Here is a 20,873-nt window from a genome sequence, read left to right on the forward strand (position 1 = left end):
CACGCCTCGTGATCTGCCGACAACCGGCGTTCGTCGCTCCCAGTCACCGGGAATGGTGTGGGCGTCTTAGGTCACTGGCAGCCGATTGTCCAGTATGGCCCTCGCTACCGATCAGGACTGCGACCAACCGACGCAGTTCTCGCGCCCGCCGAGGCGGTTCACCGACCACGAGGACCGCTCGATTACGATTGACTCTCATGCCGACGATTCGGAGCCGCTGGTCGCGATGTATTCGCGCTTCGACGAGGAGTCGCGCGCACAGGGACTTCCGCCGCGTCAGGAGCCGCGGATCCGTGAATGGGTCAGCCTGCTGCTCGAGGACGGGTTAAACGTCGTGGCCCGTCACGGCGACGACGTGGTCGGCCACGCGGCACTGGTTCCCCACGACGACACGTCGGAACTCGCGATTTTCGTCCATCCCGACTACCAGTCGGCGGGGATCGGCACCCACCTCATTCGCGGACTCCTCGGGCACGGCCAGTCCCACGGACTGACCCACGTCTGGCTCTCCGTGGCACGCACGAATCGGATCGCGATGAACCTCTACCGATCTGCCGGCTTCGAGACGACGCTGCGCGAGCGCGGCGAGTACGAGATGGCTCGCCCGCTCTAAGTTCGCCCGCCCCTTTTTCGCGACCGGCAGAGTGTCTCGTTTTACCACCGTCCACCACGTACACCCGGGTATGGAGACCGCACACTCGAGCGACCCTACTCTGGCAAGTCGCTTCGCGTACGACCCCGCGACGATTCGATTCGGCCCGAACTGTGTCGCTGATCTCGCAGACGAACTCGAGCGCCACGGCCTCGAGCGCGCGCTGGTCGTCTGTGGCTCGACGGTCGGGAACACGCCCGCCGTAATCGATCCCGTCTGTGAGGGCCTCGGCGACCGACTTGCGGGCGTGTTCGATGGGACGACGGCCGAGAAACGGCTCGGAACGGCGTTCGACGGCCGCGAACGCCTCGAGCGAGAGAATGCCGACGCGCTCGTGAGCCTCGGCGGGGGCAGCAGTCTGGACGTGGCAAAAGTGATCAGCGTGCTCGCGGCGAACGACCGTACCCACGAAGACGTCGCCGCGGAGTTCGCCGAAACGGGGACGATTACCGTACCAGACGAGGGTCTCGTTCCGATTGTCGCGATTCCGACGACGCTCGCCGGAGCCGACCTCTCGCAGGGTGCCGGCGTCACGGCCGCGCCGGACTCGAGTCCGGTCGATGCAGAGCAGGGCGGCGGCATCAGTGATCCTGGGTTGATGCCGACCGCGGTCTTCGCCGATCCGACGCTCGTCGCGACGACGCCCGACGGCGTGCTCGCGGGCTCGGCGATGAACGGCTTCGATAAGGGCCTCGAGACGCTCTATGCCGCGAACCGGACGCCGATCACCGACGCGACGGCCAGACACGGCCTCGAGAAATTTGCAGACGGCCTGCGCGCCTTCGGCGACGGCACGCGCGACCTCGAGACGGTCGAGACGCTGCTCGAGGGGTCTCTGCTCGTCCAGTACGGTATCTCGCGACCGGGTGGAACGACGCTCTCGATTATCCACGCGTTCGGCCACGCCCTCACGCGAACGGACGACGTACAACAGGGCGAAGCGCACGCAATCGTCGCGCCCCACGTCCTCGAGTATCTCTTCGAACAGGACGGCGTCGACGCCCGTGCGGGGCTGCTCGCGAACGCGCTGGGAGTAGACAACGCGGCAGATCAGGGCGCTGCCGTCGTTGACGCGGTGACGACGATCCGCGATGGCCTCGAGTTGCCGTCACAACTGCGGAATGTCGACGGTCCCCAGCCTGCAGAGTTCACCGCGGTTGCCGAGGACGTTCTCGCGGACCGATTCATGGAAAACGCGCCGCCAGGCCTCGAGCCGACGGTCGCAGAGATCGAAGCCGTACTCGAGGCAGCGTGGTGAAACTCCTCAGGACTCGAGTCGCTCGGGTGGCTGTACCTCGACGCCGCGGCGCGCCGGCTCGAGGCCGCGGTGAAGCGGCGAGACGAGTCTGAGCAATGAGATCACGATAATCGTCACAGCAGCGACGAGCAGTGCAACGACGAGTGCCCCGGTCGCCGGAAGGAACTCGAGTGCGGAAATCCCGAGACCGCCACTGAACAATGTGAACAGCGTCAACCCACCGATGTCTTTCTCCAGAAGGTACTCGACAATCGGCTCTCGATAGTGAACGGCGTAGGCGTAGCCACACCAGAGACCGACGGTTGCGGCCAGCCAGGCCGTGTTGCCCTGTGGCCACGCAAACCCGTCGCGACCGGTGACGAACCAGAGCGCAACGGGGAGCGTGACGACGAGTGCAACGAGTTCGCCTCGGCGACCCGTCGGCGTCGTCCAGTCGCCGTCTTCGTCGCAAACCCACTCGAGGAGGCTGGCAGCCATCGATACGTATACGATAACCGTCGATGATAGTCAACATTACTCTCAGAAGCTAACAGGTTTCGGCTGGCATGGCGGGCTGCCGGTTCTGCGGAGCACCAGCAGGTGCCGCCGCAAGCACGGGCTATACTGCGCCGGAACCCCCATCGTGAGACGAGATGGCTTCCGAGATGCGTGCCTTCCAGATCGAGGAGTATGGCGACCCGGACGTCTTTGAGGCGAGTACTGTCGAGGTCCCCGACCCCGGCCCCGACGAGATCCGCGTCGAGGTCGTGGCCTCGAGCGTCAACCCGGTCGATTACAAGATTCGTGGCGGCAACATTCCCGACTTCGCGCCCGAGTTCCCGGCCACGCTGCACTGCGACGTTGCCGGCGTGGTCGATGCGGTCGGCGAGAACGTCGACGCGTTCGAATCGGGCGACGAGGTCTACGGCATGCCCGGCGGCGCGGGTCGACAGGGTGCACTCGCTGACTACGTCGTCGGCCACGCGGGCACGTTCGCACACGCCCCCGACTCGATTCCGCTCGCGGACAGCGCCGCGCTCCCGGTCGTCGCGCTCACCGCGTGGGAGATGCTCGCCGACAAGACGACGGTCGACATCGGCGACGAGGTGCTCATCTACGGCGCGACCGGCGGTGTCGGCCACATTGGTGTTCAACTCGCCGACTGGTTTGGCGCAGACGTAACTGCGACGGCCTCGAGCGAGGCAAAGCGCGACCTCGCCACAGAACTCGGCGCAGACGTGACCGTCGACTACACCGATACGGCGGTCGAGGAGTACGTCACCGAGCACGCCACCGGCGGCGGCTTCGATACTGTTTTCGATCCCGTCGGCGACGACCACCTCGAGACCGCATTCGAGGCGGTCCGGCCGTTCGGGACCGTTGTGACGACCGAGTCCAGCGCTGCCCAAGACCTAGATCTCGCACCGATGCACGCCAACTCGCTCGAGTTGGGCGTCGTGCTCGTGATCCTCCCGGTACTACTGGGCGACCGGCAAGAACGCATCGGCGACGAACTCGAGACCATCGCAACACTGGTCGACAACGGTGCGCTCGAGCCCCACATCGACGACCGGTACGCATTCGAGGAGGTCGCAGACGCCCACCGTCGCGCGGAGGAGGGCGATTTCGTCGGGAAGCTGTTGCTGGTCGCTGAGTAGCCCATGCACCTACGCGGGGTCGTCGACGTACGACGGACGCTGTGCGTACTCGATTGGATCTCGCACGCCGATGTGCTGAAACGCCTGCAGGCGGAACGCACAGGCATCACAGGTGCCACAGGCTGGCTCGTTCTCGCGGTAACAACTCCAGGTATGCTCGTAGGGCACCTCGAGGTCGACGCCGCGCTCCGCGATATCGGTCTTCGACCACTCGACGAACGGGGCTTCGATTGCGATGTCGGTCTCGGGTTTCGTCCCCACGTCGACGACGGTCTCGAACGCCTCAAAGAAGGCGGGCCGGCAGTCCGGATACCCCGAAAAGTCCTCGCTGTGTGCGCCGATAAACACCGCCTCGCAGTCGTTGGCCTCGGCGTAGGAGACTGCCATCGCGAGCAGGTTCGCGTTTCTGAACGGGACGTACGAGGTGGGAATCTCGTCGCTCTCCATATCCGCGTCCGAAACGTCCAGTTCGTCGTCGGTCAGACTCGAGGCCCCGATAGCTGCGAGGTGGCCGGTTTCGATTTGGAGGAAGTCCGCAGCATCGACGTCATCGGCGAGTTGGCGCGCACACTCGAGTTCGCGATCCTCGGTGCGTTGGCCGTAGGACGTATGCAGGGCGTACACCTCGTAGCCGCGCTCGTGGGCCTCGAAGGCGGCGGTGGCGCTGTCCATGCCGCCTGAGAGGAGGACGACGGCGCGGGGGTGGTCGGCGGACGATTCGGTGTCGTCGGTGGTGTCGGAGTCGGTGGTCATGGTCGGGTAGGTCAGTAGTCGTCTCAACAGTCTACGTCTCGGGCGCGTCGTTCCAGAGATCGACGTGCAGGCGCGGCGTATAGCGAAAGCCGTACTCGAGGGCGAGGTCGGCGGTTCGATTGCGTGTCTCTGCGAGGCGCTCGCGAGTTGCGCCCTCGGGCATCAGGAGAACGTTCTGGTCGGGAACGGGAACGTCGGCAGCGTCGCGGAGATCTGCAAGTAACTCGAGGATTTCGTCCATGTCGCTCTCGTCTGTGACGACGAACTTCAACTGAAAGTCGGTCGCCTCGACGAGCGCCGCGAGTGCCTCGAGGTCGATCCGGTTGGCTTCGTGTCGCTGTTCCCACTCGCCCTCGTTCTTGCTCCCGTTTGCGCTCGCACCCCCGCCGTCCGGAGCGCGCGCTGGCGTCGGCGTACTGCTCTCGAGTTTGGGGCTGATTGAGGCGAGATCGATGGGTGCGTCGCGATCAATCGTGCCGTTTGTCTCGACGGTCGTGTGATAGCCCCGGTCGTCGAGGGCCTCGAGCAGGGCGACACTTTCCTCGTGCAACAGCGGTTCGCCGCCGGTGAGGACGACGTGGTCGGCGTCGAAGGACTCGATTTCGGCGATGATCTCCTCGAGTCCTAGCCAGGCGTGAGTCGGTTCCCAGGAGGTGTGATAGGAGTCACAGAACCAACAACGGAGGTTACAGCCGCTCGTGCGGACGAAGACGGACGGGACGCCGGCGAGCGTCCCTTCGCCCTGCAGCGAGGTGAACAGTTCGTTGATGGGGAGGGCGGGGCCGTCGATGTCGGCTGCCGCCTGGTCGCCGTCATCCACGTGCCCGTCGGCCGAGTCGGAGACCGGCATTCAGAATCCGCTCCCTCCGCAGAGTTCGCTCGTTTCAGTAACCTGCACAGCAACGTCGGTGACCGTCTCGGGAAGTGCAGCCTCGAGTTTCCGCTCCAAGACGACGCTCATCACTTCGGCCGTCGGCGGCTGCTCAAGGACGATGAGACTGTCCGCGTCGCCGGCCGCTTCGAACGCCTCGATCAGCGGATCACCGGCCTCGAGTAAGAACATGTGATCCCACTCGTCGATTACTGTGGTAATATCTCCTTTGTCGGCGATCCATCCCTCTGCGGTAAGTTCGCCGGCAAGCGCGACGGTGACCTCGTAGTTGTGACCGTGTGGTCGAGAACACTTGCCGTCGTGATGGAGCAGCCGATGGCCCGTGCTGATACGGATTGGACGATCTCGTCCAACGTGAAGGACACGTTCGGTGCCGACGATCTGCGTGTCGGTTGCCTCAGCGCCGTCAGCACGTTTGGCGGAGTCCAGCGAGTGAGTCATACTCGGGTATTCTCTTGAGAATACTTAAGGATGACCGTTACCGCGAGTCGGTCGACTGCGACTTGCATTCGAACGCACGGCGTGCTCGCTGTGTCGTTTAGTACTCGCGTGTTGAAAATCAGGCTCTCGAGCGGTCAACTCGCTCGTAACCGGCCCGTCACCGGGCCAATCTCCTACAGTTGCCAGTCCGTTTCCGATTGTCACCGCAACGCGCCGTTGTGGTCCCACCCACACCGATCTCCAACAGCAACTGCCCCCCATCCCACACCAGAACGTTTCTGAGCTGTTCTCGACGCGGTCACTCCCCGAGTTTGTCCTGGATCTGGTTTTTCGCCTCGGTCCGGCGTTTCTGCGAGAACGCCGGCCGATCCGAGGAGAAGTCAACCTCGAGTTCGTCGACGGTTCGCCGATAGATGTTCGTTCGGCGGCCTTTTTCCGAGAGTTGTCGGCCTTCACAGGTCAACAGCCCTGCATCCACAAGTTCCTCGATGCGGCGATAGCAGGTCGCGATTGGGATTTCGATATCCTCACTCAGTGTCTGTGCTGATTTCGGTGTCCCGGCCGCACAGAGAATTTCGGCGCTGTATTTGTTCCCGAGTGCCGAAAGGACCGTCGGTGAATTTGGTTCAGTTTGTTCCGTCCGGTGCGAAGACATAAGTGAATAATATCTAATTCCATGAATTGAATCTTATGGTTATATCGAGTGTTTCTTTATACCGACCTTCGCTGTCGCTGCATAGTCCACCGGCGTCCCGAATCTGTTCTTCCGTTGTCGTATCCGCCAATCCACCCCCTGTTTTCGCCCGCGTTTCCGAAACCGCTAGCCAGCGTTTGAGTCCAGTACGGACTCGAGTATATGTTGTTTCAGGTTCGGCTGACTGGTTGGTTCAGTAGACAGACTGTCAAATCGCGAGAATTGTATATGTACTCACACGTCCAATAGTATACTTGGTGGTATCATGGACACAGTACCCACGACAACCGAAACCGGAGAGATCCAAAACGGCTGGCGAACGCTCGCACTCGCGGGCGGACTCATCGCACTTGCTGGCGTGCTCGCGCTCGTCGTTCCGTTTGCGACTGGCATCGCACTCACGTATATCCTCGGGGCAGCGCTCGTCGTCGGCGGCCTCATCCACGCTGGTCACGTCTTTACGGTTGGTGACTGGACTGGACGGCTCTGGCAACTTGCACTCGCGGCCATCTCAGTCGCTGCGGGAGTGATTCTGCTTGCAAACCCCGTGATCGGACTCGTGAGTCTGACCATCCTCGTCATCGCGTACCTGATCGTCGATGGCGCAACGGAACTCTGGATGAGCCTCCGGATGGCTGGCGAATCTGGTCGCGGCTGGATTGCCGCAAGCGGAGCCGTCTCGCTCGTGCTGGCGGCGTTCCTCTGGTCGGGCTTCCCCGTCGATGCAACCTGGCTCATCGGCGCTGTCGTCGGTGTTGCACTGGTCATGACCGGCATCTCCATGGTCGCCGTCGCCTACAGCGGCCGCGACATGGACGAAGACGACGTGACGCCACCAGCAGCCGAACCACGACGTGCCTAATCACCTCTTTTATCGACCGACTCGAACGCCGTCCCGAGCGCTGCAGCGGTCGTCGTCCACTCGAGAACGTGTGCCGGATCGATAGTCACGTCCGCGCCTAACTCCGCAACGTCTTGCTCTCGCTTGCCGTCGACGAGCGCAACGAGACGCACACTCGAGTCGAGTCGCCGAGCAGCGAGAACAGTGTACGGCGTCTCCTCGGCGTCAGTCGCAACCACAATTGCGGTTAAGTCGGTCGGTCTCGCTTGCTCGAGGACCCCCTCGTCCGTTGGGTCGCCGACGGTCACGTCGATGCCATCGGCCTCGAGTTGGGTTGCCCAGTCCTCGTCCGCGGTGACAACAGTGAGAGACGCCTGCCTCGAGAGCGAGGAGACGAGTTGGTCTCCGGGTGTGGACGTGCCGATCAGGAGGAACTGCTCGCCATTTGACGGACGTTCAACGTTTGCGGCTCGAGCACCGGCGCGCGTAAAGTACGACTGGATTGAGGGGCCGATAAGCGAGCCGGCAATCGCGGCGACGCTTGCGGGGCCGAGCAATACGAGCGAAATGGCAAACAGCCGTCCGACCTCGGTACTCGCGTGGATGTCGCCGTAGCCAACGGTGCTCGCCGTGACGAGCGTAAAGTACAGGCCGTCGATGAGCGAGTCGACACCCTCGAAATCAGCTCTGAGGACGTATGAGCCAATGGTTCCGTAACAGACCACGCTGCCGACCGCAAGCACCGCACCGATCTGTGACTCCGTCAGTGTAACCGAGCGCGTAAACGGCGTTTCAGTGCGCCAGCGGACGAGCAACCCGGTGACGACGAGAGAGAACACAACGAGTGGAATCGACAGGAGCCGCGTCTGGACGATGCCGTGTGTCGCCGCGAGAACGACAAGGACGATTGCAGCGAGGTAGGCAACCCGAAAGCCACGGCGCATTCCCCAGCTCGCACCGAGGAGCGCAAAGCCGACGAGGACGCCGCTAAAACCGGTCGCAGTCGCGAGTGTCGGCGTGTGGAAGCCAGTCTCGAGCGTCGGATCGGTGACCATCGCTGCGAGTCCTGTCGCGATGGAGACGAACGCAACAGCGGTGACGAGGACCACAGCGAGGTGGACGGTTCGGCCGCGAGGGCCGCTGACGTGAGCCATACTCGAGCGACCACGTCTGGACTAAAGAAAGACGAGTGACGAACGCTCGAGTCTGGTTACTGCTGTAGATATCGTTTTGAGGCTCACGCCCTAACGCCAGTCTATGAACGTCGCGGTCGTCACCGTCGGAGACGAACTGCTTGCCGGGCGCACCACGGACACGAACGCCACCTGGCTCTGTGAACGCCTCGCCGACCGTGGAGCCACTGTCGAGCGGGTCACGACCGTGCCTGATCGTATCGCAGCTATCGCCCGCGTCGTCAACGAGTATCGCGCCGAGTACGACGCTGTCATCGTCACGGGCGGACTCGGGCCAACTCACGACGACGTGACCATGGCGGGCATCGCCGCCGCACTTGGGCGCTCACTCGAGGAGCACGAGGAAGCGCTCGCCTGGCTCGAGGAAGATGGCTACTCGCGTGCGGAATTGACGGAGGGCACAGCGGCACTCCCGGAGGGCGCGCGAGCCCTGCACAATGACGTTGGCGTCGCACCGGGCGCAACGCTCGAGGGCGTGTACGTCCTTCCTGGTGTTCCGACGGAGATGCGGGCGATGTTCGAGTCGATCAAATCGGAGTTTTCGGGGACGACGACTCATTTGGTGGAAGTCGTCGCTGACGAACCCGAAAGTGCACTACTCGACCGTCTTGCAGAGGTTCAGGACCGGTTCGATGTCTCTGTCGGGAGCTATCCCGGCGAGTCTGTTCGACTCACGGTCGAAAGCACCGACGAGGAGATAGCCGAGGCTGCAGCCGCATGGCTTCGCGAGCACGTCGAGACGGCGTGAGAGGCGGCTCGAGTCGGGTGAGAGCAGGTCTTACGGAGAGTCAAGGAGAAAGCCCCGTCCCTTCAGGGCGGGGATGAATCCGACACTCCCCTTCACAAACCACCGTTCATGCCACGGCAGGATATTCCACGCTGGATAATCCATGCCTTCAAGTAGGTTTGCCAACATAGATTACGTATGGCGAAACAGGTCGTTACGCGCACCTACACTGCTTCCATCAGGAACCAGCCACAGGTGTCTGACGACCTCGATTCGCTCGGGTTCGCTGCCAGTAAACTCTGGAACGTCGGACGGTGGACGTGCAGTCGAGTCTGGGATGAAATCGACTATATCCCAGAACACGACGAACTCACCGCCTACCTCAAGAGTCACGAACGCTACGATGACCTGCATTCTCAGTCAAGTCAGCGAGTCCTTCAAGAACTCGCTGAGGCGTTCAACGGCTGGTACGGCAAACGACGCAACGGAGACACACGAGCAAACTCGCCCGGCTACCGCAAACACGGTGACGACCACCCACGAAGCACGGTCACGTTCAAAGCCGCTGGCTTCAAACTCGACACCCAGTACAACCGTGTTCGACTCTCCCAAGGCTCAAACCTCAAGGACTACTGGTCGGACTTCATCCTCTGTGAGTACCAGACGCAGCCCGATGTTGACCTCTCTGCCGTGGAGAACGTCCAGCAAGTGCGGGCCGTCTGGACTGGCGAGGAGTGGGAGTTGCACTTCGTGTGCAACGTCGAGATTGAGGTGGCCGACTCTCGCGGCGAGAAGACCGTCGGTGTTGATCTCGGTATCAACAACTTCGCCGCGCTCGCCTACGAGGACGGCCACAGTGAACTGTACCCACTCAACTCCCTGAAGCAAGACGACTACTACTTCAGCAAGCGACTCGCTCAGTGTGACGACTCCGACTCCAAGCAAGCCACGCGATTGAGCCACAAGAAATCGGAGCGTCGCACACACTACTTCCACACACTCTCAAAACACATCGTTGAACGATGTGTGGACGAGGGAGTGGGAACCATCGTGGTGGGCGATCTCTCCGGTGTCCGCGAGGACGAGGAAAACGGCAAGTCGAAGAACTGGGGCACACACGGCAACCTTGACTTGCACTCGTGGGCATTCGACCGGTTCACCAATCTGCTCGAATATAAGGCCAAGATGGAAGGCATCACGGTTGAGGAGGTATCTGAGCGTGATACGTCAAAGTCGTGTTCGTGCTGTGGACGAAAGCGTGACGCGAACCGTGTTGAACGCGGGTTGTACGTGTGCGATGACTGCGGGACGGTGGCGAACGCTGATGTGAACGGTGCTGAGAACATTCGACAAAAAGTATCTCCGAATCTTGCCTTCGATGGGGGAGATAGGAGTAACGGCTGGTTGGCACAGCCATCGACGTACCTGTTTGACAAGGAAACTGGCGCATTCGCGCCTCAAGAACGGGTCACGTCGTAAACCACAATATCCCAATGCGGTCGGGAATCCTCGCGCTTCAGCGCGGGGAGGATGTCAACGGTAGAGGTAGACGAGCCAGACGACTGCGACGAGCAGGCTCAGTGCCAGGGTTCCCCAGCCGGCGATGTCCATTGGCAGTGTCGTCTCGAGTACGGCGTGTGGTAGTTCGGTCATACCCGGCGGTCCGTCCCGGGACCTCTTAATTGTTCAGAAACATGGCTGTAACTGCTGGCGGACACCGGGGCACCTTTTGGGCATGCTCCCCGAGACAGTGTATGGACGTGGGCGTCGTCGTCAATCCAATCGCGGGCATGGGCGGTCGCGTCGGCCTGAAAGGAACCGACGGCAAACTCGAGGAAGCACGCGAACGCGGTGCACAGCCACGCGCACCGGCTCGAGCCCGTGACGCACTCGAGTCACTCCGTCGTCACGCACCCGACTGTACGCTCTACACTGCGGCTGACACCATGGGCGAGGAGGCGGCTCGAGACGCGGGTTTCGAGCCGAAAGTCGTCACAGCTGCTGGCGACGCTGCTACTCGCGAGGAGTCAGCGTCGACGAGCGACGGCGCGGAAACCACCGCCGAAGACACACGAGCAGCCGTTCGCGCCTTCCTCGAGGCTGGCGTCGATCTCGTCCTGTTCGTCGGCGGCGACGGGACGGCAGTCGACGTTGCAGGCGTGCTCGAGGCGGTCGAAGGCGAGCACACAGGCGACGAGAACGAACACGAGCGAACGCCGATGCTGGGCGTGCCAGCGGGCGTCAAAATCTACTCGTCTGTGTTCGCCGTCACGCCGGCCGATGCCGGGCGGGTCGCCGCCGAGTTCGAGCGTATCGAGTTCCGCGAAGTCAATGACATCGACGAGGATGCCTATCGCGAGGGTGAGGTCCGAAGTGAACTCCGGGCGATTGTCCCCGTTCCCGTCGCCCCTGCACTCCAGTCGAGCAAGCAACTCGCAAGCGGGAGCGTCGACTCGCTCGCCTCGGGGTTCGCCCGTGAAATCGACTCCGATCGGATCTACATCTTCGGCCCCGGAAGCACCGTCGGCGCAATCGAATCCGAACTCGAGATCGAGCCCTCTCCGCTCGGGATCGACATCTGGCACGACGGCGACGTGCTCGCTCGTGACGCCGCCGAAGCAGACATTCTCGAGGTGCTCGCCGACCGAGACGCAGACGTAACGGTCGTCGTCTCGCCAATCGGCGGGCAGGGGTTCATCTTCGGGCGTGGCAACCACCAACTTTCGCCAGCCGTCCTCGAGCAGGCTGACGACATCCAGGTCGTCGCCTCGGAGACGAAACTCGACGGCATCGATGCCTTGCACGTCGATACGGACGATGCGACGATTGATGATGAGCTTCGGGGTTGGATTCGCGTCCGGACGGGCCGGTTCACGACACGGCTTATTCAGGTCGTCTGAATCGAATCGACTGGTTCGACACCTGTTCACAGAGATTATATAAGGTATTCCGGTATGAGCGGATTGGATTCAAGCATATTACGACGGCCCCGAGAAATAATGGCCATATAGTCAAGATTAAGGTCGGGTGTCGCATACGGAAGCGTATGGAAACCCGGAAAGTGCAGCGCCTCGGTCCGTCCACGCTTGCGATGACGCTCCCCGCCGAGTGGGCATCCGAGCACGATGTCGAGAAAGGCGATGAAGTCTCGCTGCGAACCAGTGGCAAGGGAACGCTGACGGTCATGCCCGAATCCGCCAGCTCTGAGGAAACGGAAGCGATCATCCACGCCGACGATCTCAGTGCCGATGCGGTCGAGCGGGCAATCGTCGCCCAGTACGTCCTCGGCCGACGCGTCATCCGGATCGAACGCAAAGAGGGTGCCCTCTCATCCGAACACATCAACGCCGTCTACCGGGCCGAGACCCAACTAATGGGCCTCGGTGTGATTGAGGAAACACCCGAAAGCATCGCTATCCGCTGTTCGGTCGACCCCGAGGACTTCACCCTCGATAACCTTCTCGAGCGCCTCGAGCGAACCGGCCAGACGATGCGTGGCGAGGGAATCAAGGCCCTTGCTCACGGCAATCCTGACCTCGCACAGCGAGCGCTCAACCGCGAGCGACAGGCGAACAAGATCTTCGTCCTCCTGTTGCGCCTGATCTTTACGGCCTACCAGAACCCGAATCTCGCGCGGGCTGTCGGTCTCGATAGCGGCTTCCCACTGATTGGCTACCGTTCAATCGCGAAGAACCTCGAGTTGACTGCGGACAACGGCGAGGACATCGCCGAAATCGTCATCGAAGCCGAGGATCACGATATCGACGTCGACAGTTCCGTGATGCGCGATATTCGCGAGATGAACGAACTGGTCGACGAAATTACGACCGTTTCGGTCGAAGCGGCCGTCGAACGTGATTACGATAAATCGAATCACGTCCGCGGACTGTTCCACGAAATTACCGAGCGCGAAGACGAAATCCTCAATGGCCTCCCCGAGATGCCAAACGAAGACCTGCTTCGCGTTCGAGAAGTCCTCGTCAGCCTCGAGCAGACAGCCCAGTACGCGATGCGAAACGCTGAAATCGCGGCGAATCTGGCGCTGAACGAAGAGTCCGAGCACACGACGATCAACTGAGTTGCCTCGAGCAGGTGGTCCAGTCGCTTCGCCTGAATAAGTGCGTTTAAGAGACACCACTCACAACCCTCGAGTATGGCTACCGAAACGAACGCAGGGACGGACAAAGGGGTCGGCGTCGCCCTTGCTTGTGCGGCCGTCGTCGCAGTTGGGGCAGTGTTGATGATCACTGGAGCTTCGGATCTCGAGGGTGCAGCAGGCTTTGGCGCGGCAATGGTCTTTAGCGCAATCGCAATCGTTGCGATTCACCTCTGGGGCTAACCGGAGTTGTTCTCGAGGCACCGCTGAGATGCGATGGGACGTCAGACCGTCTCATGCAGTCACGCAATACTGTTAAGACCGACGAGTGCGTATCATTCGGTACGGACGATGACTGACTATTCCGACGAAGAAAAGCGGATCCTTTCGCACCTCCGTGAGAGTGCCGCCCGAGGCGAACAGTACTTCCGGGCGAAGAATATCGCGGCGGCGATTGGACTTTCGTCGAAACAGGTTGGAGCACGACTGCCCCATCTTGCGGAGAAATCCGAGGACGTCGATATTGAAAAATGGGGACGCGCCCGGTCGACGACGTGGAAAGTCACCGTTAGTTGATCGGTCCTCGAGCGGCAACGGTCCACGGCCTTTTTACCCGAGAATCTCCGAGTTAGCCCCATGACTGTACGGGTCGAGCGTTCGTTCGAGTTGTCGGCGTCGCCCGAGCGCGTCTGGGAGTTTATCGCGGACCCCGAAAATCGCGCTCGAGCGATTAGCGTCGTCCAAGACTATCGCGTCACGGACTCGGCTGGACGGAAGGTTACCTGGGACGTTGAACTGCCGATCCCATTGGTCCGACGGACGGTCACCGTCGAAACTGAAGACGTCACGCGAACCGAGCCTGAATACGTCAAATTCGTCGGCAAGGCAACGGCCATGCAGGTGACCGGCGAGCACACAATCGTGCCGACAGAAACGGGCACGCGCCTCGAGAATCGCTTCATCGTCGACGGAAAACTCCCCGGGGTCGAGAAGTACTTCAAGCGCAATCTCGACGACGAACTCGAGAACCTGCGCCGAGCGCTCGAGCGGGAGGTCCAGACGACGTAGGTGCTGACGATGCCCCCAACCACAGATCCGACCCAAACGGACGCCACACTGACGATTGGACTCGCCCAGCTACAGGTCGAGGCTGGGGCTGAGGAGCGAACCCTCGAGCGGGCGCTCGAGGCGATTGCCGAGGCGGCAACCCGCGGCGTCGATCTCGTTGCGCTGCCGGAGTTGTTCACGGTCGGCTACTTCGCGTTCGACCAGTACGACGCGAGTGCTGAACCGCTCGAGGGCGAGACGCTGACGCGTCTGCAAGAGGCTGCCGACGCGCACGACGTGGCGCTTCTTGCGGGTACCGTCGTCGAAGACCTCGCGGCGACCGAGAGCGTTCCAACGCCAGCCTCCGAAGGCCTCGCGAACACTGCTGTGCTCTTTGATGCCGATGGCACGCGACAACTCGTCTACCGCAAACACCATCTCTTTGGCTACGACTCCGCCGAATCGGACCTGCTCGTTCCCGGTGAGCGCCTTGAGACGGCAACAATTGGTGGCGTCACGGTCGGTGTAACGACTTGCTACGACCTTCGCTTTCCGGAACTCTATCGTCGACTGGTCGACGCCGGTGCCGAACTCATACTCGTCCCGAGCGCGTGGCCCTATCCGCGCATCGAACACTGGGAGACGCTCTCGAGAGCGCGGGCAATCGAAAACCAATGCTACGTCGCGACGATCAACGGGTCGGGAACGTTTTCGACAGACGACGGCGACACGACGCTGCTCGGTCGGTCAACCGTCTCCGATCCCTGGGGCGTGACACTCGCCTCGAGCGGTGACGACCCCGCGCTCGTCACTGCCGATATCGAGCCCGAAACAGTCACAGACGTTCGCGAGGAGTTTCCAGCCCTTCGGGACCGACGCTTGTGAGGAAACTGCGAGCGCCTCATGTGAACGGACCTGACTGTACTGCCAGCAATCGCATCAGGCGACCGCTGACTTTTTAGTTGGGTAGCGTGTGTGTACAGACGCCGGTACAAGGCGCTTTTCACGTCTCGCCGGCAACAAAGCGCGTCTCCGGCCACCGCGAACGCTCGTCCCGGGAACGAGTGTTCAGCCGTGTCCGCACCCACTCCGCCACTCACCTCGGCCTCGTCCACCCCTTTCGTGTTACTCTGTCCGACCCAGTGCCACCAGCGTCGACACCCGCGCGTTCTCTTTGATCTCGAGGCCACCGTCTGGAACGGTCAGTGGCACCAGCGGCAGGTGCGAGCCGACCTGTACCGACGGATGGGAGCCACCGCGCGCGAGGAGTTCGTTTCGCGGCTGGAGCAATAGCGCCATGTCGGGGTCCGTCAGAAACTCGTTGTGCTGGATCACGTACTGGCCACCCTCGAGTGACCACCAGCCGAACTCGTCGTCAGGGTTGTGGAGTTCGGTCTCGACCGGCTCTAAGTCGGCGTCTACGAGTTCGTCGCCGCCGAAGTCGAGTCGCCCCGGTGCGGCGACTTCGTAGATCGCACTCGCCGTTAGATCGATCCCGTGCTCGTGGACCTGCGTCGGTTCATAGATCAGGTTATCGACGACCTCTGCGATTGGATTTCGATCTGCGTTCGCGGATGGATCATCAGCAGACATTTGGGAGAACTGATGGGTTCGAGCGGCAAAAAAGTGGCCTCGACGTTCCTCGTCCCGCAGTTCTATGTGATCGGCGTCGAAGGGAGCCGTATGGTCGAGGTACTCAGCGACGAGATCACTCGCTTCGTTCGTACAGTTGGTCCGGACACCGACGAGACGCTCGCGGAGATGGACGCCTACGCCGAACAGGAGGGCTTTCCCCACGTCGGCCCTGAGGTCGGTGGCGTCCTTCGATTACTCGCCCGACTCAGCAACGCCGAGCGCGTGTTCGAGTTCGGTTCCGGCTATGGCTACTCGGCGTACTGGTTCGCAGGCGCGCTTCCTGACGACGGCGAGATCGTCCTCACCGAAGTCGACGAAGACGAACTCGAGATGGCCCGCGAGTACATGGCCGAGGGTGGCTACGACGACATCGCGCAGTACGAACTGGGTGACGCACTCGAGGCAATCGAGCGCTACGACGGCCCCTTCGAGACGGTGTTGATCGACCACCAGAAACACCGCTACGTCGAGGCGTTCGACGCCGTCCGCGAGAAGGTCCCTGTTGGCGGCGTCGTCGTCGCGGATAACGCAATCGCTGCCGGGCCGCTCGAGTTCGACAAACTGCTCGCACTCGCGGAGGGCGATGAGACGGTCGCTGACGATGCGAACAAATACACGCGCGGGATCGCCGACTATCTCGAGCGCGTCACCGAAGATCCGGCCTTCGAGACGGTCGTGCTCCCAGTGGGAGAAGGAATCGCCGTGAGTTATCGCGTCGAGTAATCCGAGGTGTCGCCCTCGAGTACCTGTTCTTCGGCTGCATGCCCACTCGAGGCACCGTATTCACGGAACCCGAGGAACGTCGTTGCCCCGCAGGCGGTCAGGAAGGTTGCCCAGGTGATCGCCGTCAACGAGGCGACAAGCACGGCGCTCGAACCGGGCATGGCGCTCCCGACTGCCTCGAGGCCGATGAGGTGGAGTCCGGAGATGCCGAGAAAGCCGACCCAGAACGCAACCGAGAGGTGTGCGAGTGTCCGGCGAGAGACTCGGTTCGCGTATTGAGCGAGACAGTAGACGGCGATGACGGCAAGCGCCGTCGCTGTTACTGTCTGTCCTGGGGAGAGCGCCTCGGCGGTACCGGTTGCGACGCCGGCAACGGCGAAACAGGCGAACGAGACGGCGAGTAGAAGTCGATCCGAACGGACGATTGACTGGATCACGGCGGTCACTGCCTTGGCGAGAGGTGTCCCTGGGGGAGTATATAGCTGTTGGTGGCATCCAATCCCGCCGCTACTCCTGGCCTGCGTCGCTCTCGACTGCAGGCAGCGTCAACGAAATCGTCGTCCCCACGCCGGGTTCGGTATCGATCCCGATCTCACCCCCATGACGTTCGACAATCCGCTTGCAGACCGCGAGTCCGATCCCTGTCCCATCGTGTGTGTCTCGACTATGCAGTCGCTGGAACACCTCGAATACGCGCTCTGTATCGTCGCTCTCGATACCGATTCCGTGGTCAGTAACAGCGAGGTGCCACTCCGAGCCAACGCGCTCACTCGAGATGTCGATTTTTGGCGGCTCGTCGCCGCTGTATTCGATTGCGTTCGACAGCAAGTTCTGAAACACCTGCCGAAGCTGATCCGAGTCGCCACGGACTGTCGGCAACGAACTCGTTCTCACCTCGGCATTGGTTTCAGCAATTCGGAACTGCATGTCTTCTCTGACGTCTGCAAGTACCTGCTCGAGGTCGACCGGCTCGAGTGAATTACCCTGCGTTTCGACGCGCGAGTAGGTAAGTAGTCCGTCGATCATCGCACGCATTCGATCTGCGCCGTCGGTTGCATACTCGAGGAACTCCACGCCGTCCGCATCGAGATCATCGCCGTAGCGCTGCTCGATCAAGCGCAGGTAGCTCGAGACCATCCGTAACGGCTCTTGTAAGTCGTGACTGGCGGCGTAGGCAAACTGCTCTAAGCGCTCGTTCGAGGCCTCGAGTTGGCGTTCGTATGTTTTCCGCTCAGTGACGTCCCGAAAGTAGACCGAGAGGCCGGTTTCAGAGGGATACGCGTTGAACTCGAGCCAGGCGTCTGCCGTCGCATCGTACGATTCGAAGCTTACCCGTTCCTGGGACGTCAACGCATCGTGGAACTGTTGTTGAATGCGGTCGGCGTCGCTCTCGGTATCCGACGATTCGTCGTAGACCTCACTGAGATGGCGACCACGCAGTTCGTCCGGCGAGCGCTGTAACAGCGCCCCAGCTCGGTCGTTGACGTGGGTGAACCGACAGTCCTCATCAAGTGCGTAAAACGCATCCGAGATACGACCCAGAATCTCGCTCAGTTCAGTCTCGAGTTCGCTCTTTCGGCGCTCGAGTTGCCGCTGGTGTGTTTTGAGTTTCGTGATGTCTTCGCCGACGGTAATCACGCGTTCGACGGCCCCCTCGGCGTCGAAGATGGGCGCGGCGTTGACGATGAACCACGTCCGCTCGCCAGTTGCGTCCTCGGCTGCGATTTCGACGTCGATGACTGGCTCGCCGCGTGCCAGTGCGCGAGCCGCCGGCGTGCGCTCAGGCGGGAGCGGGTCGCCGTCTGCATCGTACAGCGTCGGCGTCTCCTCACTGTTGACGGCCTGTTGTGTCGGAAAGCCAGGCAGATCCGTGGCGTGTCGATTCGCCCGTACAATCTCGCCATCGGCGTCCGTCACGGCGATTGCGACTGGCGCAGTTCGGAGGAGTTTCTCCATCTGGCCGCGTTCGCGCTCGAGTTGGCGTTCGTTTTCGATGCGGTTAAACGTCGACTCGAGGCTCGAGGCGGCGATTTTGAGCAACGAGAGATCGCCGCGGTCGAACGCACCCGGCTGTTCCGAGCCGGCGATGATGATGCCGTACTCACCGATTGGGAGGATAATCTCGCTTCGGATCCGTGTCTCGAGATTGTAGACGTCCGGATCAGATCTGACGTCATCGTAGATTTCCGGTGTTCCGCTTTCGTAGACGCGCCAGGCGATTCCCTCGCCGCGTTCGAACGTCGGCGGCTCGTCGAACAGTGCTTTCCCCGGCTCCGAGATTGCAATCGGAGACAGCGCCTGAGCGTCTGGGTCGTAGCGAAAGACACCGTTGACCTCGAGATCAAGGACGTCTCGCAGGCTGTGACAGGCGCGTTCGGCTGCATCCACCTCAGAAGTCGCCTCGAGCCAGTCGGTGACGGCCTCGTTGAGCCGGCGCAACTGGTAGGTCCGGCGACGGCGGTCGGTCACGTCGTAGTAGAGTTCGATTCGCCCGCCCGCGTACGGGCCGGACTCAATCGGGTGGCTCCGGTGCTCGAGCCAGCGTGGCTCTCGGTCGTCACCGGGGAGGACCCGGCACTCGAACTGTTCGACGTAGGTGTTATCGTCGTAGGTCGCGGTGACAGTGTCTCGAAACGTCGAAAAGTCGGCGATCCGGTCCTCGAGTTGCGCTGCGATAACAGCGCGTTTGTCCCGGCCGATAACGGCTGACCGCTCGAGGCCGAAGTAGCGTTCTGCCGTCTCGTTGATCCAGGCGATGTCGACGTTCGAATCGAGCACGAAGACGCCGACATCGGCTTCCTCGAGAACGGACGAGAGGGGTGACTGGGCAATAGCCAGCGACTGGTCCGGCTGTTCGTCGGTGTGCGCTGATTCGACTGGATCGACGATGCCGACGAAATAGTTCGGGTCATCGTCGTCCGCAGCAGAAAAGCGTTTCAGCCGGATGGTACACGGAATCCGGTCTCCGTCAGCCGTCCGAACATCGATCGGAATCGGTTCCGTGTCGGTTGTGTCGTCGGCGAGAAAGTCAGACGGGAACTCGCTCGAGTGGGAAACTGTGGAGTCGCTGCCGGCTTCACCATCGCGTCGAGAGTCGAAGACGGCACTGACCGGTTCTCCCAGCAGGCGCTCACGAGCGTCGGTCGTCAACTCGAGAAAGGTCTCGTCGAGCGCGACCAGGCGGCCATCAGCACTGCATTGAACGACGCCGCCATCAACCAACTCGACGAGCGCTCGGTAGCCAGCGAGTCCACCATGGTCCTCCCCGGCAGTCCAGAATGTCGAGTCGGTCGATTCTGCCCGTTCGCTCATTGCAGGGGAAACGGTGGTCGAACGCATAAGTCCCGCGTTCGCACGTATCAGTGTTATTTTCGAGGGCAACGGAGAGAGAACACACTCACGCGCCGATTACGTCGCCGACTATCTAGCGTGTCCGTCGTCGTGGCTCGTCACTCGAGGCTGTGGCATGAGTGCCTCGAGGGGTTGAGCATCGAGCCACTCGAGCAGCGCAACGAGTTGGTCTGTCGCGGCCTCGAACAGTTCCTCGCCGATTTCGGCCGTGGCCTCCGTTTGATCGCCGAAAACGCCGTTTTGACTGTTGTCAATCGTGTCGTAGAACGTCGTCGAGCCGTGGACGCGTTCAGCGTCGAAATCGAAGACGGCTCCGCCATCACGAGCCGCCTCGAGCCGATCCTCATGGACAAGTTCTTCAGCGATGTGCATGATCATCGCTGTCTCCTTGGGACCGCCGTGGGGACCGGGCGTCTCGAAGACTTCCTCGAGTAGGTCGGGAATCGACTCGTCCCACATCCACTCGAGGGCGTAGGCAGTCTCATCATCGTGGAGCCGTTTGCCAACCTCGCGGAGATGGGCGACGTTGCCGCCGTGGGCGTTGACGTAGACGATGCGGTCGATGCCGTGATAGGTAAGGTTCCGCGAGACGCTCTCGACGAAGTCGCGAAACACCGGCGGCTCGACCCACATCGTGCCGGGAAACTGTCGGTGGTGAGAACTGACGCCGATCCGGAGTGGCGGCGTACAGAGCACGTCAGTCCGGTCTGTGGCTGCTCGAGCCAGCGCTTCGGCGATCAGGTGATCAGTTCCTTCTGGAAGGTGCGGGCCGTGTTGTTCGGTCGAGCCAATTGGGATGACCGCAAGCGATTCGGTTTCGACGTACTCGGTCAAATCCGGCCACGCCTGCTCGGGAAGGTACATACACTGTTCTCTCCCTGAACTCGCAAAACAGTCGGGGTCGCTGCTGGCTGGACCGACGAGGTGGAGTGG

The 20,873-nt window shown here is 61.7% G+C and carries 23 protein-coding genes; 13 read left to right on the forward strand and 10 right to left on the reverse strand.

Annotation, left to right across the window (positions count from 1 at the left end; translation table 11 throughout):
- The first annotated feature begins 94 nt into the window (after window positions 1-94).
- Together B2G88_RS02365 and B2G88_RS02370 are read left to right on the forward strand one after the other, a co-directional pair.
- Complete coding sequence (locus tag B2G88_RS02365; protein ID WP_054864194.1) at window positions 95-613, forward strand: GNAT family N-acetyltransferase; 519 nt, start codon at window positions 95-97, stop codon at window positions 611-613.
- Between the two features lie 70 nt (window positions 614-683).
- Window positions 684-1,910, forward strand: coding sequence for an iron-containing alcohol dehydrogenase family protein (locus B2G88_RS02370; protein WP_087713868.1), 1,227 nt, complete (start codon window positions 684-686; stop codon window positions 1,908-1,910).
- Window positions 1,911-1,916: 6 nt separating this feature from the next.
- Here the strand turns inward: B2G88_RS02370 and B2G88_RS02375 are convergent, their stop codons facing one another.
- The gene (locus B2G88_RS02375) at window positions 1,917-2,387 is read right to left on the reverse strand and encodes a hypothetical protein (RefSeq protein WP_054864195.1); all 471 of its coding nucleotides are present in this window, start codon (window positions 2,385-2,387) and stop codon (window positions 1,917-1,919) included.
- A 155-nt stretch (window positions 2,388-2,542) separates the two neighbouring features.
- Here B2G88_RS02375 and B2G88_RS02380 point away from each other — a divergent pair, with 155 nt between their 5' ends.
- A complete protein-coding gene (locus tag B2G88_RS02380) occupies window positions 2,543-3,547 on the forward strand; it encodes a zinc-binding dehydrogenase (RefSeq protein ID WP_087713869.1) in 1,005 nt (334 codons plus the stop codon).
- A gap of 9 nt (window positions 3,548-3,556) precedes the next feature.
- Here B2G88_RS02380 and queC read toward each other — a convergent pair whose 3' ends face one another.
- The 4 genes from queC to B2G88_RS02400 form a co-directional block, all read right to left on the reverse strand.
- Window positions 3,557-4,300, reverse strand: coding sequence for a 7-cyano-7-deazaguanine synthase QueC (gene queC, locus B2G88_RS02385; RefSeq protein WP_054863666.1), 744 nt, complete (start codon window positions 4,298-4,300; stop codon window positions 3,557-3,559).
- Between the two features lie 31 nt (window positions 4,301-4,331).
- Entirely contained in the window at window positions 4,332-5,150 is an 819-nt protein-coding gene (locus tag B2G88_RS02390) for a 7-carboxy-7-deazaguanine synthase QueE (protein WP_054863665.1), read from the reverse strand.
- Entirely contained in the window at window positions 5,151-5,633 is a 483-nt protein-coding gene (locus B2G88_RS02395) for a 6-pyruvoyl trahydropterin synthase family protein (RefSeq protein WP_054863664.1), read from the reverse strand.
- Window positions 5,634-5,931: 298 nt separating this feature from the next.
- Window positions 5,932-6,288 carry a winged helix-turn-helix domain-containing protein gene (locus tag B2G88_RS02400; RefSeq protein ID WP_054863663.1) on the reverse strand — a complete coding sequence of 119 codons (357 nt, stop codon included), beginning with the start codon at window positions 6,286-6,288 and terminating at the stop codon, window positions 5,932-5,934.
- 304 nt (window positions 6,289-6,592) lie between these two features.
- On the opposite strand from B2G88_RS02400, the gene B2G88_RS02405 reads away from it, so the two are divergent.
- Complete coding sequence (locus B2G88_RS02405) at window positions 6,593-7,189, forward strand: HdeD family acid-resistance protein (protein ID WP_054863662.1); 597 nt, start codon at window positions 6,593-6,595, stop codon at window positions 7,187-7,189.
- On the opposite strand, the gene B2G88_RS02410 is transcribed toward B2G88_RS02405, so the two are convergent.
- Complete coding sequence (locus B2G88_RS02410) at window positions 7,186-8,322, reverse strand: NAD-binding protein (protein WP_054863661.1); 1,137 nt, start codon at window positions 8,320-8,322, stop codon at window positions 7,186-7,188. The two genes, B2G88_RS02405 and B2G88_RS02410, sit on opposite strands and share 4 nt — an antisense overlap.
- Before the next feature lie 103 nt (window positions 8,323-8,425).
- Between B2G88_RS02410 and B2G88_RS02415 the strand changes: the two genes are divergently transcribed.
- The 8 genes from B2G88_RS02415 (at window position 8,426) to B2G88_RS02455 (ending at window position 15,116) form a co-directional block, all read left to right on the forward strand.
- Window positions 8,426-9,109 carry a competence/damage-inducible protein A gene (locus B2G88_RS02415; protein ID WP_087713870.1) on the forward strand — a complete coding sequence of 228 codons (684 nt, stop codon included), beginning with the start codon at window positions 8,426-8,428 and terminating at the stop codon, window positions 9,107-9,109.
- Window positions 9,110-9,286: 177 nt separating this feature from the next.
- Entirely contained in the window at window positions 9,287-10,567 is a 1,281-nt protein-coding gene (locus B2G88_RS02425) for an RNA-guided endonuclease InsQ/TnpB family protein (protein ID WP_054863660.1), read from the forward strand.
- Between the two features lie 275 nt (window positions 10,568-10,842).
- The gene (locus B2G88_RS02430) at window positions 10,843-11,988 is read left to right on the forward strand and encodes an ATP-NAD kinase family protein (protein WP_087713871.1); all 1,146 of its coding nucleotides are present in this window, start codon (window positions 10,843-10,845) and stop codon (window positions 11,986-11,988) included.
- Window positions 11,989-12,134: 146 nt separating this feature from the next.
- Window positions 12,135-13,166 (forward strand): phosphate signaling complex PhoU family protein, encoded by a 1,032-nt coding sequence (locus B2G88_RS02435; RefSeq protein ID WP_054863659.1) that lies wholly within the window; start codon window positions 12,135-12,137, stop codon window positions 13,164-13,166.
- A 75-nt stretch (window positions 13,167-13,241) separates the two neighbouring features.
- Window positions 13,242-13,427 carry a DUF7525 family protein gene (locus B2G88_RS02440; protein WP_054863658.1) on the forward strand — a complete coding sequence of 62 codons (186 nt, stop codon included), beginning with the start codon at window positions 13,242-13,244 and terminating at the stop codon, window positions 13,425-13,427.
- Between the two features lie 108 nt (window positions 13,428-13,535).
- Window positions 13,536-13,760 (forward strand): DUF7123 family protein, encoded by a 225-nt coding sequence (locus B2G88_RS02445; RefSeq protein WP_054863657.1) that lies wholly within the window; start codon window positions 13,536-13,538, stop codon window positions 13,758-13,760.
- A gap of 60 nt (window positions 13,761-13,820) precedes the next feature.
- The gene (locus B2G88_RS02450) at window positions 13,821-14,252 is read left to right on the forward strand and encodes an SRPBCC family protein (RefSeq protein ID WP_087713872.1); all 432 of its coding nucleotides are present in this window, start codon (window positions 13,821-13,823) and stop codon (window positions 14,250-14,252) included.
- Window positions 14,253-14,261: 9 nt separating this feature from the next.
- Window positions 14,262-15,116: a carbon-nitrogen family hydrolase gene (locus tag B2G88_RS02455; protein WP_087714279.1), complete on the forward strand. Its 855-nt coding sequence runs from the start codon at window positions 14,262-14,264 to the stop codon at window positions 15,114-15,116.
- A 240-nt stretch (window positions 15,117-15,356) separates the two neighbouring features.
- Here the strand turns inward: B2G88_RS02455 and B2G88_RS02460 are convergent, their stop codons facing one another.
- Window positions 15,357-15,824 carry a dCTP deaminase/dUTPase family protein gene (locus tag B2G88_RS02460; RefSeq protein ID WP_087713873.1) on the reverse strand — a complete coding sequence of 156 codons (468 nt, stop codon included), beginning with the start codon at window positions 15,822-15,824 and terminating at the stop codon, window positions 15,357-15,359.
- 90 nt (window positions 15,825-15,914) lie between these two features.
- Here B2G88_RS02460 and B2G88_RS02465 point away from each other — a divergent pair, with 90 nt between their 5' ends.
- Complete coding sequence (locus B2G88_RS02465) at window positions 15,915-16,589, forward strand: O-methyltransferase (protein WP_054863668.1); 675 nt, start codon at window positions 15,915-15,917, stop codon at window positions 16,587-16,589.
- Here B2G88_RS02465 and B2G88_RS02470 read toward each other — a convergent pair.
- From B2G88_RS02470 to B2G88_RS02480, 3 genes are all read right to left on the reverse strand, one after another.
- Window positions 16,574-17,035, reverse strand: coding sequence for a hypothetical protein (locus B2G88_RS02470; protein WP_087713874.1), 462 nt, complete (start codon window positions 17,033-17,035; stop codon window positions 16,574-16,576). The genes B2G88_RS02465 and B2G88_RS02470 overlap by 16 nt on opposite strands.
- 61 nt (window positions 17,036-17,096) lie before the next feature.
- Window positions 17,097-19,901, reverse strand: coding sequence for a PAS domain-containing protein (locus B2G88_RS02475; RefSeq protein ID WP_087713875.1), 2,805 nt, complete (start codon window positions 19,899-19,901; stop codon window positions 17,097-17,099).
- Between the two features lie 108 nt (window positions 19,902-20,009).
- On the reverse strand, window positions 20,010-20,804 hold the full coding sequence (locus B2G88_RS02480) for a creatininase family protein (RefSeq protein ID WP_054863667.1): 795 nt from the start codon (window positions 20,802-20,804) through the stop codon (window positions 20,010-20,012).
- Between the last annotated feature and the right edge of the window lie 69 nt (window positions 20,805-20,873).

It is taken from the genome of Natronolimnobius baerhuensis, assembly GCF_002177135.1.
In the GTDB taxonomy this organism is placed as follows: domain Archaea; phylum Halobacteriota; class Halobacteria; order Halobacteriales; family Natrialbaceae; genus Natronolimnobius; species Natronolimnobius baerhuensis.

Bases quoted from the DNA above. Each gene is read 5' to 3' on its own strand.
- B2G88_RS02365 (WP_054864194.1), top strand. From the start codon at position 95: ATGGCCCTCGCTACCGATCAGGACTGCGACCAACCGACGCAGTTCTCG.
- B2G88_RS02405 (WP_054863662.1), top strand. From the start codon at position 6,593: ATGGACACAGTACCCACGACAACCGAAACCGGAGAGATCCAAAACGGC.
- B2G88_RS02465 (WP_054863668.1), top strand. From the start codon at position 15,915: ATGGTCGAGGTACTCAGCGACGAGATCACTCGCTTCGTTCGTACAGTT.
- B2G88_RS02380 (WP_087713869.1), top strand. From the start codon at position 2,543: ATGGCTTCCGAGATGCGTGCCTTCCAGATCGAGGAGTATGGCGACCCG.
- B2G88_RS02460 (WP_087713873.1), bottom strand. From the start codon at position 15,824: ATGTCTGCTGATGATCCATCCGCGAACGCAGATCGAAATCCAATCGCA.
- B2G88_RS02455 (WP_087714279.1), top strand. From the start codon at position 14,262: ATGCCCCCAACCACAGATCCGACCCAAACGGACGCCACACTGACGATT.
- B2G88_RS02370 (WP_087713868.1), top strand. From the start codon at position 684: ATGGAGACCGCACACTCGAGCGACCCTACTCTGGCAAGTCGCTTCGCG.
- B2G88_RS02440 (WP_054863658.1), top strand. From the start codon at position 13,242: ATGGCTACCGAAACGAACGCAGGGACGGACAAAGGGGTCGGCGTCGCC.
- B2G88_RS02435 (WP_054863659.1), top strand. From the start codon at position 12,135: ATGGAAACCCGGAAAGTGCAGCGCCTCGGTCCGTCCACGCTTGCGATG.
- B2G88_RS02390 (WP_054863665.1), bottom strand. From the start codon at position 5,150: ATGCCGGTCTCCGACTCGGCCGACGGGCACGTGGATGACGGCGACCAG.
- queC (WP_054863666.1), bottom strand. From the start codon at position 4,300: ATGACCACCGACTCCGACACCACCGACGACACCGAATCGTCCGCCGAC.
- B2G88_RS02445 (WP_054863657.1), top strand. From the start codon at position 13,536: ATGACTGACTATTCCGACGAAGAAAAGCGGATCCTTTCGCACCTCCGT.
- B2G88_RS02375 (WP_054864195.1), bottom strand. From the start codon at position 2,387: ATGGCTGCCAGCCTCCTCGAGTGGGTTTGCGACGAAGACGGCGACTGG.
- B2G88_RS02475 (WP_087713875.1), bottom strand. From the start codon at position 19,901: ATGAGCGAACGGGCAGAATCGACCGACTCGACATTCTGGACTGCCGGG.
- B2G88_RS02415 (WP_087713870.1), top strand. From the start codon at position 8,426: ATGAACGTCGCGGTCGTCACCGTCGGAGACGAACTGCTTGCCGGGCGC.
- B2G88_RS02400 (WP_054863663.1), bottom strand. From the start codon at position 6,288: ATGTCTTCGCACCGGACGGAACAAACTGAACCAAATTCACCGACGGTC.
- B2G88_RS02395 (WP_054863664.1), bottom strand. From the start codon at position 5,633: ATGACTCACTCGCTGGACTCCGCCAAACGTGCTGACGGCGCTGAGGCA.
- B2G88_RS02480 (WP_054863667.1), bottom strand. From the start codon at position 20,804: ATGTACCTTCCCGAGCAGGCGTGGCCGGATTTGACCGAGTACGTCGAA.
- B2G88_RS02430 (WP_087713871.1), top strand. From the start codon at position 10,843: ATGGACGTGGGCGTCGTCGTCAATCCAATCGCGGGCATGGGCGGTCGC.
- B2G88_RS02450 (WP_087713872.1), top strand. From the start codon at position 13,821: ATGACTGTACGGGTCGAGCGTTCGTTCGAGTTGTCGGCGTCGCCCGAG.
- B2G88_RS02410 (WP_054863661.1), bottom strand. From the start codon at position 8,322: ATGGCTCACGTCAGCGGCCCTCGCGGCCGAACCGTCCACCTCGCTGTG.
- B2G88_RS02425 (WP_054863660.1), top strand. From the start codon at position 9,287: ATGGCGAAACAGGTCGTTACGCGCACCTACACTGCTTCCATCAGGAAC.